The 750-nt window shown below is 66.1% G+C and carries 1 protein-coding gene; it reads right to left on the reverse strand.

All coding sequences use genetic code 11. The annotated features are described in order from the left end of the window. Window positions 1-258: 258 nt before the first annotated feature. The coding region (locus JHD07_RS34660) for an Hsp33 family molecular chaperone HslO (RefSeq protein WP_291630347.1) at window positions 259-750 on the reverse strand (492 nt) is incomplete at its 5' end.

Raw genomic sequence — 750 nt, forward strand, 5'->3', positions numbered from 1 at the left:
TGCAATCCGGATTGGTGGCGGAGGCCTGATAGAGCATCAGCGGCCGGCCGGAAGCGACCACCTTGCCGGCGCGCGCCGCACCGAACGACAGCAACAACGCAGCAAGCACGCCCAAGACAATTCGCATGGTATCCCCCAGCCCCAATTGGACAGGATGATACACGCCGAAATTGCCCTGCGTCGAGAGAGCACGCAGGTTTGTGGGGACGGCTCTTTAGAATTCTTCTGACGGTGGCGGCGTCAGCGAAGGATGAGTGCTTAGGCGTCCTCGACGCCCGCCTCGTGCGGCGTGAACTGGTAGACCGACGAGCAGAACTCGCAGGTAACCACGACCTTGTCGTCCTTGACCATCGCGGCGCGGTCGTCGGGCGAGAAGCTCTTCAGCATCGAGGCGACCGCATCGCGCGAGCAGGAGCACCGCGCCTCGAGCGCCTGCGGATTGAACACGCGCACGCCGCGCTCGTGGAACAGTCGGAACAGCAACCGCTCGCCCGAGAGTTCGGGATCGATCAGCTCGACGTCCTCGACGGTCTCGATCAGCGAGCGCGCCTCGACCCAGGCGTCGTCCTCGGCAACGCTGTGCACCTCGGTGCCTTCAGGCGCATCACCGGGATGCAGGTCGGCTTGCCGCGCGCGCTCCGGCGCCTTGGGCAGAAACTGCATCAGCATGCCGCCGGCGCGCCAGCGATGCTTGCCGCCGTCGTTCGAGCGCCATTCCTCGCCGACCGCGAGGCGCACGCGCGTCGGGAT

It is taken from the genome of Bradyrhizobium sp., from assembly GCF_016462955.1.
Classification (GTDB): Bacteria; Pseudomonadota; Alphaproteobacteria; order Rhizobiales; family Xanthobacteraceae; genus Bradyrhizobium.